The 10,472-nt window shown below is 71.1% G+C and carries 9 protein-coding genes; all 9 read right to left on the bottom strand.

What is annotated here, in order from left to right; all coding sequences use genetic code 11:
* Positions 1 to 513 precede the first annotated feature (513 nt).
* The 9 genes from MXD95_RS14095 to argC are packed head-to-tail and all read right to left on the bottom strand — an operon-like array spanning position 514 to position 10,014.
* Positions 514 to 1,143, bottom strand: a complete 630-nt coding sequence (locus MXD95_RS14095) for a DNA-3-methyladenine glycosylase (protein ID WP_308301496.1) — start codon at positions 1,141 to 1,143, stop codon at positions 514 to 516.
* Positions 1,128 to 2,633, bottom strand: coding sequence for an argininosuccinate lyase (gene argH, locus MXD95_RS14090; RefSeq protein ID WP_374122029.1), 1,506 nt, complete (start codon positions 2,631 to 2,633; stop codon positions 1,128 to 1,130). Before argH ends, MXD95_RS14095 begins: the two co-directional genes overlap by 16 nt.
* Complete coding sequence (locus tag MXD95_RS14085) at positions 2,630 to 3,832, bottom strand: argininosuccinate synthase (protein WP_250641063.1); 1,203 nt, start codon at positions 3,830 to 3,832, stop codon at positions 2,630 to 2,632. Before MXD95_RS14085 ends, argH begins: the two co-directional genes overlap by 4 nt.
* A gap of 47 nt (positions 3,833 to 3,879) precedes the next feature.
* A complete protein-coding gene (gene argR, locus MXD95_RS14080; RefSeq protein WP_250641062.1) occupies positions 3,880 to 4,563 on the bottom strand; it encodes an arginine repressor in 684 nt (227 codons plus the stop codon).
* Entirely contained in the window at positions 4,560 to 5,516 is a 957-nt protein-coding gene (gene argF / locus MXD95_RS14075; protein WP_250641061.1) for an ornithine carbamoyltransferase, read from the bottom strand. Before argF ends, argR begins: the two co-directional genes overlap by 4 nt.
* A complete protein-coding gene (locus tag MXD95_RS14070; RefSeq protein ID WP_250641060.1) occupies positions 5,513 to 6,775 on the bottom strand; it encodes an acetylornithine transaminase in 1,263 nt (420 codons plus the stop codon). The genes argF and MXD95_RS14070 overlap by 4 nt, the downstream gene beginning before the upstream one ends.
* Positions 6,772 to 7,770: an acetylglutamate kinase gene (argB, locus tag MXD95_RS14065; protein ID WP_250641059.1), complete on the bottom strand. Its 999-nt coding sequence runs from the start codon at positions 7,768 to 7,770 to the stop codon at positions 6,772 to 6,774. Before argB ends, MXD95_RS14070 begins: the two co-directional genes overlap by 4 nt.
* Positions 7,767 to 8,930, bottom strand: a complete 1,164-nt coding sequence (gene argJ, locus MXD95_RS14060) for a bifunctional glutamate N-acetyltransferase/amino-acid acetyltransferase ArgJ (RefSeq protein WP_250641058.1) — start codon at positions 8,928 to 8,930, stop codon at positions 7,767 to 7,769. Before argJ ends, argB begins: the two co-directional genes overlap by 4 nt.
* Before the next feature lie 55 nt (positions 8,931 to 8,985).
* Entirely contained in the window at positions 8,986 to 10,014 is a 1,029-nt protein-coding gene (gene argC / locus MXD95_RS14055) for an N-acetyl-gamma-glutamyl-phosphate reductase (protein WP_250641057.1), read from the bottom strand.
* Positions 10,015 to 10,472 lie beyond the last annotated feature (458 nt).

Here is a 10,472-nt window from a genome sequence, read left to right as displayed (position 1 = left end):
GCAAAAGAGGGGGTAAAACATATTTGGCACTGACAATCGGCACGCTGTTGAGTTCTCAAGGAGCAGACGCTTACCGGAGGGGCGCCAGTGAAGCGCCCTCATCCGTGCAGGTTTGTTCTGACTTGCCAAGTTTGTGATGCGATGCTTGTCAGCTCTCCCTAGAAGGGGCTGCCTCGCACTCGCCATCCCCAAACCTCCCGGAGGAGGTTCGCTGTCCGTGAGGGGCGGCCGGCCTGTTCGGCGTCCGCCGTGTCTCGCTGACAGGGAGAACATTACGGGCGGGTGACGGGCGCCGTCAAATCAATCCCTGCTTCAGATGTGTGACGTATATCACACCACCGTCGGGCTGCTTTGAAGTGATGTTCTGATATGCGAGGCTTGTAGGTCTGAGCCAAGGCCAGGACGATCCAGGTCGGGACCGCGCCGCCAAGGCCATGACCAGGGCAGACAGTGCAGGCTCGCGGCCCACCCAGCGATCCGGAGCCGCACGGCGCCCGTGCCAGGGGCCCGCGTTCAGAGGCCGTCTTGGCCACGCCTAGGTCCGCTCACGGTCGGATCGGCCGCCAGCCAGAACCGCCAGGGCCACTCGGTGGCGGCCCGGATGCCGATCCGCGGCCCGCTGCGGATCTCGGCGGATCGCGCCGTGACCGACGGCGCCGCCGCTGACTCAACGAGCAGGGGGCCGCCGCCGGTCACGGGTGTGCCGGTCAGGGCGGCGCTGGCGCCCAGGACCCGGCCAAGGCGCCCGGGTCCGCGGGCGAGGTCTCGGTGGGCGAGCGTCGGCCAGCGGCCGCGGATCATGTCGGCCCCCTCGACGACCTCGCCTGCCCGCAGCAGGACCGCAGTGGCCTGGCCCACCGATCCACACACGATGTTGACGCACCAGTGCACGCCGTAGCTCAGGTAGACGTAGGCCCGGCCGGGTGGACCGAACATGACGGCGGCCCGCGGAGTCGGGCCGCGAGCAGCATGGGAGGCCGGGTCGTCCACGCCGCCGTAGGCCTCGACCTCCGTGAGCCGAACGACGATCGGCCCGTACCGGACCGTCGCCCCCAGCAGCTGCGGGGCTACGGCCAGCACGGGCCGGTCATAGAAGGCGGCTGTGAGCGGCCGAGGCGACGGCGCGCCTAGCCCATCGCCCACCGACGGTCCTGGTCGAGAACGGGCCGCAGCGCCGCCATCTGCTCCCGTACGCGCTCGGGCGCGGTTCCGCCAGGGGCGGAGCGGGCCTGCAGGGCTCCGGCCACCGAGAGCACCCCACGCACGTCCGGCGTGAGCAGCGGGTTGATGACGGCGAGGTCGTCGTCACTGACCTCGTCCAGGTCGACGTCGTGCGCCACGCACCAGGAGACGAGCTGGCCGACCGCCTCGTGCGCCTGGCGGAACGCCACTCCGCGCCGCACCAGATACTCGGCGACGTCGGTGGCAAGCGCGAACCCATCGGGTGCGGCGGCGGCGAGCCGCTCCCGACGCACCCGCATCGTCGCCACCGTGCCGGTCAGGGCCGGCAACACGAGCAGCAGGGTGTCGACGGCGTCGAAGACCGGCTCCTTGTCCTCCTGCAGATCCCGGTCGTAGGCGAGTGGGAGGCCCTTGAGGGTGGCGAGGAAACCGGTGAGCCCGCCGATGAGCCGGCCGGACTTGCCCCGGGCGAGCTCTGCCACGTCGGGGTTCTTCTTCTGCGGCATGATCGAACTGCCGGTGGCGAAGGCATCGTCAAGCTCCACCCAGCCGAACTCGCGCGTCGTCCACAGGACGATCTCCTCACCCAGCCGGGACAGGTGCACCCCGATGAGCGCCGCCACGAACAGGAACTCCGCGGCGAAGTCCCGGTCCGACACGGCATCGAGCGAGTTCTCGAACGCCCGGTCGAACCCCAGTTCCGCGGCAACCCCTCGCGGGTCCAGCGGCAGAGAGGAACCGGCGAGGGCGCCCGCCCCCAGCGCGCTGACCGCGGCCCGGGCATCCCAGTCCCGCAGCCGGTCAGTGTCACGGACGAACGCCTGCACATGCGCCAGCAGCTGGTGGGCGAAGGAGATCGGTTGGGCGTGCTGAAGGTGGGTCATGCCCGGGGCCGGGGTCTCCACGTGCTGCTCGGCCAGGGTGACCAGGGCCTGCGACAGCTCCGTGAGCCGAGTGGCGACCTGGCGGGCGTGGTCGCGCAGGTACAGCCGCAGGTCGGTGGCGACCTGGTCGTTGCGGCTGCGGCCGGCGCGCAGCTTCCCGCCGAGCGTGCCAAGCCGTTCCAGCAGACCACGTTCCAGCGCGGTGTGGACGTCCTCGTCCTCGACGGTGGGCCGGAAGGCCCCGCTCGCGGCGGCCTGGGCGAGATCGTCGAGAGCAGCGAGCATCGCGGCGAACTCGCCGTCGTCGAGAAGGCCGGCCCGATGCAGCACGCCCGCGTGCGACTTCGAGGCAAGCAGGTCGTAGGGCGCCAGGCGCCAGTCGAACTGGACACTCACCGACAGGCGGGCGAGCGCCTCGGCCGGGCCACCGGCGAACCGGCCCCCCCACAGCCGCATCGGCGGGCCACCCACCGCGGGATCGGGCGTCCCCGTGTCAGGCGGGGTCGAAGCAGTCGGTCCGGACGCCGCCGGCGCCGGGGCGCCGGCGGCGGGATCCGTCGAGGTCACGGGTTCAACCGCTGCTCGCGAGCTGCCCAGACCTTGCTGGGCAGGCCCCAGAGTTCGATGAAGCCGCGTGCGTCGGTCTGGTCGAACTGGTCACCAGCGTCGTACGTGGCCAGGGCGTGGTCATAGAGGCTTGCCGGGCTGCGCCGGCCGACGACCTGCGCGACACCGCCGGCCAGGCGCAGCCGAACATCCCCCGAGACCCCGGCGCTCGCCGAGTCGACGAAGGCGTCGAGAGCGGCCTTGAGCGGCGAGTACCACAAGCCGTCATAGACGATCTCGCCCCAGCGCTGGTCGACGCCGCGCTTGAACCGGGCGACGTCCCGCTCGAGCGTCAGGTCCTCCAGGTCTCGATGCGCGGTGAGCAGGGTGATCGCTGCCGGGCACTCGTAGATCTCCCGGCTCTTGATCCCGACCAATCTATCCTCGATCAGGTCGATCCGGCCGACCCCGTGCGCACCGGCGCGGGTGTTGAGCTCGGCGACCAGCTCGGTCAGCGACAGTTCCCGCCCGTCCAGCCCGGTGGGGATGCCGTCGGTGAACGAGATCGTGACCTCGTCGGGGGTACGGGCGACCGTCGGGTCGGCCGAGTAGACGAAGACGTCCTCCGGCGGCTGCGCCCACGGGTCCTCGAGGATGCCGCACTCGGCGGTACGTCCCCACAGATTCTGATCGATGGAGTACGGGGACCGCTTCGACACGTCGATCGGCAGTCCCCTCTCCTCGGCGAAGGCGATCGCCTTGTCGCGGGTCATGCCCGAGTCGCGGACGGGCGCGAGCACCTTCAGCCCGGGAGCGAGCGCGGACACGCCGACCTCGAACCGCACCTGGTCGTTGCCTTTGCCGGTACAGCCGTGCGCGATCGCGTCGGCACCGTGCTCGCGAGCGGCCGCCACCAGATGACTGACGATGATCGGTCGCGACAGGGACGAGATCAACGGATAGCGATCCATATACAACGCATTGGCACGGATCGCCGGGGCGACAAAGGACTCGGCGAACTCGGACCGGGCATCGACCACGATCGACTCGACGGCGCCACAGGTGAGGGCGCGTTGCCGGATTGCCTCGAGGTCCTCGCCGCCCTGGCCGACGTCGACCGCGAGCGCCACGACCTCGGCACCGGTCTCGGCGCCGATCCAGCCGATCGCCACGGACGTGTCGAGGCCGCCCGAGTAGGCAAGCACGACGCGTTCGGTCACGGACTTACTCCTTCTATGGGGTGGGCCTGCTATGGGGTGGGACGGTTTCAGCCGGGCTCGGGGCCGGTCGTGCTGGGGACGGATGGCGGCACGGACCGCTCTCGTCCGTCGGCGAGCCAGAGCAGGTACGCCGCCAGCGCAGAGCCGCCCATTGGCATGACGCCACCCGGCGGCATGCGGCGCCGCTGGGCGCCAGCACTGGGCAGGTCACCCGCGGCCAGGCTGCTGCCGGGCGGGGCGCCGTCGTCTGCCGGGCGGGCGGCCCGGCAGACGACGAGCACCGTGTCGTCTCCGGCGATCGTGCCCATGATCGCCGGCATCGCCTCACGGTCGAGCGCGGAGGCAAACAGCTGCGCGGCGCCGGGCGGAGTGTGCAGCACGACGAGGTCGCCGTTTGCCTCGGCTGAGACGAGCAGCTCCTCGCACAGCCGGGTCAGCGGCAGGCGGATGGTCTCCGGCGGGGCGAGGTCCCGTTCGACGGCGTAGACGAGGCCACCATCGACGCCACGCACCTTCGTCGCACCGATCTCCTCCAGGTCACGGGACAAAGTGGCCTGGGTGACCTGCACGCCCTCGCCGGCGAGTATCCGGGCAAGCTCCGCCTGTGACCGCACCGAACGCTGGCCGATGACCGCAGCCAGCCGGGCCTGCCGGGCGTGTTTGGTCAGCGGCGCAGCCTGCCACGGGCCCGCGGCGGTGCCAGTTCCCGGGTCGGCCTCGACGGCGTTCATCGCGAGATGCCCACCGCGGCCGAGTCGGGCGCGAACAGGAACGAGAGCAGTGCCTTCTGCGCGTGCAGGCGGTTCTCGGCCTGGTCGAACACGACCGAGCGCGGGCCGTCGATCACAGAGCCTGCGATCTCCAGCTCGCGGTGTGCCGGCAGGCAGTGCATGACCAGGACGTCCGGCCGGGCAGCCTCAACCACTTTTTCGTCCAGCCGATAGGGCTGGAAAACCAGCGACCGGCTGTCGGTCTCGCCTTCCTGACCCATCGAGGCCCAGACGTCGGTGTAGAGCACGTCGGCGCCGGCAGCGGCCTCCAGCGCGTCGTGCATGACCAGGGCCTCCCCGCCGGTGGCAGCGCCGATCTCGTTCGCGTGCCGGACGACCTGCTCGAACGGCTCGTATCCGGGTGGGGAGGCGACGTGCACACGCATCCCGGCCAGGGTGCCGGCGAGCAGCAGTGAATGGGCCACGTTGTTGCCATCGCCCAGGTAGGTCAGGGTGAGACCGGCCAGGGTGCCCCGCTGTTCCCGGATGGTCTGCAGGTCGGCGAGCGCCTGGCAGGGATGGGCGTGGTCGGACAGGGCGTTGACGACGGGAACATACGCGGCGGCGGAGAGCCGCTCGAGCCGCTCCTGGGCAAAGGTCCGCACGACGATCGCATCGACATACCGGCTGAGTACCGCCGCGGTGTCCTCGATCGTCTCGCCACGGCCCAGCTGGGTGCTGACCGTGTCGATGACGACGGGGTGACCGCCGAGTTCGGCGACACCGACGTCGAAGGACAGCCGGGTGCGGGTGGAGGGCTTCTCGAACAGCAGCGCCACCGAGCGGCCGGCCAGCGGCCGGTCGGCCGGCCCCGGCGTACGCCGCCGGGCCTTGAACCCGTCGGCCAGGTCGAGTACGGCGGCCTGTTCCGCGGAGGTCAGGTCGGTGTCGAGCAGGAAGTGTCGGGCCGTCATGCGCTGACCTTAGATCCTTGACCGGGCAGGTCCGTCTCCTTGCCGGCCTGGCCGACGGTTCCCCGTGCCTGGGCGACGATGCCGGGCAACGCGGCGAGGAAGCCGTCGACCTCGGCATCGGTCAGGATGAGCGGAGGTGCCAGCCGCACCGCGGTCGGCACGGCCGCGTTGACCAGGTAGCCCGCCTGCCGGGCGGCGGACTCGACCGCCGGGGCGAACGGACTGTCGAGCTCGATCGCCCGCCACAGGCCCGGTCCCCGCACGCCGACGACGCCGGGCAACGCGGCATCCAGGATTCCGGCCGCCAGCCGGTCCCCGAGCGTGCGGGCATGCTCGAGCAGACCCTCAGCGGCGATCGTGTCCAGCACCGCCAGCGCCGCCGCGCAGACGATCGGCCCGCCGCCGAACGTGCTGCCGTGGTCGCCGGGGCGCAGCAGGTCGGCCGCGGCACCTATGCCGATGCAGGCGCCGATCGGCAGCCCACCGCCCAGTCCCTTCGCCAGCGTGACGACATCGGGACGCACACCCGCGATCTGGTGGGCGAACCACGCGCCGGTCCGGCCGATGCCGCTCTGGACCTCGTCGAAGACCAGGAGCGCGCCGGCGGCGTCGCAGACTGCCCGCGCCTGGGCCAGGTAGCCGGGTGGCGGCGGCACGACCCCTGCCTCGCCGAGAGTCGGCTCCAGAAACACGGCCGCGGTCTGCTGACCGACCGCGGCGCGCAGCGCCGCCGCGTCTCCGTAGGGGACGAAGCGCACACCGGGCAGCAGCGGCTCGAACGGGGCGCGCTTGGCAGGCTGGCCCGTGATCGACAGCGCGCCGAGCGTGCGGCCATGGAAGGCGTTTTCGGCGGCAATGATCTCCGGTCTCCCGGTACGCCGAGCGATCTTGATGGCAGCCTCGTTGGCCTCGGCACCCGAGTTGGCGAAGAAGACCTTCGCGCCGCCGGCGGGCAGGCCCGGTGACGGGGACTGCCCGCCGAGCAGTTCGACGAGGCGTTCCGCGAGCCGTACCTGCGGCTCGTTGGCGTAGAGGTTCGACACATGTCCGAGCGTGTCGAACTGCGCGACCACGGCGGCCCGAATGGCCGGATGGGCGTGGCCGAGCACGCTGACGGCTATGCCGCCGAGCAGGTCCAGATATTCACGGCCGGCGTCGTCCCAGACCCGCGTACCTCGTCCGCGCACCAGAGACAGCGCCGGGCGGCCATAGGTCGCCATCACCACAGCGTCCCGGCGGGTGAGCAGATCGGCGTTCATGGCCTGTCTCCGGTCTGGTGGGGGGCCGGCTCACCGGCGTCATCGACCTCTGGAGTGATCAACGTGCCGATACCGTCGTCGGTGAAGATCTCGAGCAGGATGGCGTGCGGGACCCGGCCGTCCAGGACGTGCGCCTGCGGGACACCGCCACGCACCGCCCGCCGGCAGGCCTCCATCTTGGGAATCATGCCGGACGCGAGGGTGGGCAGAAGTGCTTCAAGCTCGGTGATGGTCAGCTCGCTGAGCACCTCGTCGCTGGTCGGCCAGTCCGCGTACAGACCTTCGACGTCGGTGAGAACGACGAGTTTGGTCGCGCCGAGGGCGACTGCGAGTTCGGCGGCGGCGGTGTCGGCGTTGACGTTGTAGACGCCGCCGTCGATTCCGCGGGCTACGGACGCGACGACGGGCACCTTCCCGGAGTTGAGCAGCGCGTCGACGGTCTCGGCGCGGACCTCGACGATGTCACCGACGAGACCGACGTCGACCGGCACGCCGTCGACGAGCGCCGGGGAGCGCCGGGCGGTGAACAGGTTCGCGTCCTCGCCGGACAGGCCGACCGCGAACGGACCGTGGTCGTTGACGAGCCCCACGACGTCCCGGTTGACCTGGCCGAGCAGCACCATCCGCACGACCTCCATGGTTTCGGGGGTAGTCACCCGAAGGCCGCCCACGAAGGTCGATTCGACGCCGAGGCGGGAGAGGTGCGCGGTGATCTGCGGGCCACCTCCGTGCACGACGACGACCCGCAGCCCCGAATAGCGCAGGAACACGATGTCGGCGGCGAACGCGGCGCGCAACGCGGGCTCCGTCATCGCGTTGCCGCCGTACTTGACGACGATCGTCGCGCCCTGGAACCGCGACAGCCAGGGCAGTGCCTCGATGAGCACCTGCGTCTTGGCCAGCGCGGCGTGCCCACGGGCACTGGCCGAGGGACCCCGGTGCCCGGCCGGGGCACCGTCCACGGGCGGCGACGCGGAGGAAGCGATGTTGGTCATGTCGAATACGCCGAGTTCTCGTAGACGTAGCCGTCGGTCAGGTCGTTGGTCCACACGGTGAGCTCCTCGCTGCCCGCGTGCAGGTCCACGAGGATGTCGATCCGCCGATCGGACAGGTCGACGAGGTCGCGGTCCTCGCCGGGCGCGCCGGCGCGGCAGACCTGCACGCCGTTCATCGACACGTCCAGCGCGTCGGGTTCGAACGCCGCCTGGGTTGTTCCGACCGCGGCGAGCACTCGCCCCCAGTTCGGATCCTTGCCATACAACGCGCATTTGAGCAGGTTGTTACGCGCGACGGCCCGGCCGACCTCCAGGGCGTCGGCCTCGCTGGCGGCCCCGACAACGGTGATCGCGATGGTCTTCGTCGAGCCTTCGGCGTCGCCGAGCATCTGCTGGGCGAGGTCGGTACACGCATCGGCGACCAGAGCGGTCAGCTCAGCCGGGGGCAGCGTGACCCCGGAGGCCCCGGAGGCGAGCAGCAGCACGGTGTCGTTCGTGGACAGGCACCCGTCGGAGTCAACCCGCTCGAAGCTCACCCGCGACGCCTCGCGCACGACATGCGCCAGGGTGGTGGCATCGGCCACCGCGTCCGTGGTGATGACGACGAGCATGGTGGCCAGGGACGGGGCGAGCATCGCCGCGCCCTTGCCCATCGCCCCCACCGTCACGCCGGGGGTGGCCGTCGAGGTGCGTACTGCCATCTTCGGGACAGTGTCGGTAGTCCGGATCGCCTCGGCGGCCCGCGCGCCGCCCGCGTCCGCGTCAAGGCCGGCCACGGCGCTGGTGATGCCGCCGAGCAGCAGGTCCATGGGCAGCCGGACGCCGATCAGCCCGGTGGAGCAGACCGCGACGTCGCCCGCGCCGATGCCGAGTGCGCCGGCCAGGTGCTCGGCGGTGGCGTGGGTGTCGGCAAACCCACCCGGTCCGGTGCAGGCGTTGGCACCACCGGAATTGAGCACGACGGCACGCAGCCGCCCGTCGGCGAGGGCCTGCCGGGTCCAGAGCACGGGGGCGGCCTGCACCCGGTTGCGGGTGAACACTGCGGCGGCCGCGTCGACCGGACCGTCGTTGACGACAAGGGCGACATCCGGCTTCCCGGACGGTTTCAGCCCGGCCACCACGCCGGCGGCGCGGAAACCCCGTGGGGCGGTGACGCTCACAACTGCTCTCCCGCGCACGTGATGGAGGCGGACGGCTGGATCGGCAACAGCGTCATCACGGCGCGATCCCCTGGGCGGTAAGCCCTGCGCTCTCGGGCAGGCCGAGCATGAGGTTGGCGCACTGCAGCGCCTGGCCGGCCGCGCCCTTGCCGAGGTTGTCGATGGCGGACACGACGATCGCCCGCCCAGATTCGGCGTCGTACGTGCCCTGCAGGTGCACGGCGTTGCCACCGAGTGTCGCTGCCGCCCGTGGCCAGCGCCCGGGTGGCAGCACCCGCACGAACGGCTCCCCCGCATATGCCGCCCGCAACGCCTCATACACCGCGTCCGCGTCGGTGCCGGGGACGGCGCGTCCCGAGCAGGTCGCCAGGATGCCGCGGGGCAGCGGAGCGAGCACCGGCGTGAACGAGAGCGTGACCGGCTGCCCCGCAACGCCGGACAGCGCCTGGACGATCTCGGGGCGGTGCTGGTGGGTGCCGACCTTATAGGCGGTGAGGTCGCCCATCACCTCGCTGCCGAGCAGGTTGGCCTTGGCCGAGCGGCCCGCGCCCGACGTGCCGCTGGCAGCCACGACCGCGAGGTCCAGCGGCTCCACCAGACCGGCGGCCAGCAGGGGCGCGAGGGCGAGCGTGGAGGCGGTCGGGTAACAGCCGGGCGCCGCGACCCGGACGCTCGCCGCGATACGTGGGCGGGCACCGGGCAGCTCGGGCAGGCCGTACGTCCACGCGCCGGCATGCTCACCGCCATAGGCACGCGTCCAGGCCGCTGGATCGGTCAGCCGGTGGTCGGCGCCGAGGTCGACCACGCGAACACCCTGCGGAAGAGCCGCCGCGACCGCCCCGGACTGCCCATGCGGCAGTGCGAGGAAGACGATGTCCGCCTCGCTCTCGGCAAGGGCGGCCGTGTCGGCGAAGACTCGTTCCTCAAGGTCCGGCAGATTCAGGTGCACGTCCGTCACCGGCAGGCCGGCGGACGTGTTCGCCGCCAGCACGCCGATCTCGATCTCCGGATGACCGAGCAGCAGGCGCAGCAGCTCCCCGCCGCCGTAGCCACTCGCTCCCGCCACCGCCGCCGTCACTCCCATGCGAGAATTTATACACTCGACCGCATGATCATGCAATGACTTTTCAGCTTGGGCACACGGCCGCTCGGCGGGTCGGGAGGTGGCCGGACCCGCAGGCCGGAGATGGAAGGTGGCCAGGTCGCTTCTCGTGGATCTCCGGCTCGCGGCCGAGTTCACCCGGTGAATCTCGCTGTCCGTGATGACTTTCAGGGGTGACGGCGCTACTGAGGAGCGGGGATGTCGCTTCTACCGGGTTCTCCGTCCTATTTGTCCCTTCGTAACCCGGTAGAAGCGACACGAAGGTTTTCCGGGGCCGATCCGTCATCACGCACAGTGGCGAGGATGGCGGTAGCGGGTCGGCGGTGGCGAGAGGGCTCGCTGGTCGTGACGAAAGGAGCTGACGGTGACGGCATGGCGGGCACCGGCCACCGGCCACGCCGAACGCCGGCCACGCGGAACGCCGGCCACGCGATACGTCG

The organism is Frankia sp. AiPa1, assembly GCF_023243075.1.
In the GTDB taxonomy this organism is placed as follows: Bacteria; Actinomycetota; Actinomycetes; order Frankiales; family Frankiaceae; genus Frankia.
This window is presented reverse-complemented; position numbering and strand designations above follow the sequence as displayed.

What these genes read in the sequence shown, in the direction of transcription:
- argR (WP_250641062.1), bottom strand. Translation starts at nt 4,563, where the DNA reads ATGAACGCCGTCGAGGCCGACCCGGGAACTGGCACCGCCGCGGGCCCG.
- argF (WP_250641061.1), bottom strand. Translation starts at nt 5,516, where the DNA reads ATGACGGCCCGACACTTCCTGCTCGACACCGACCTGACCTCCGCGGAA.
- MXD95_RS14070 (WP_250641060.1), bottom strand. Translation starts at nt 6,775, where the DNA reads ATGAACGCCGATCTGCTCACCCGCCGGGACGCTGTGGTGATGGCGACC.
- argB (WP_250641059.1), bottom strand. Translation starts at nt 7,770, where the DNA reads ATGACCAACATCGCTTCCTCCGCGTCGCCGCCCGTGGACGGTGCCCCG.
- argC (WP_250641057.1), bottom strand. Translation starts at nt 10,014, where the DNA reads ATGGGAGTGACGGCGGCGGTGGCGGGAGCGAGTGGCTACGGCGGCGGG.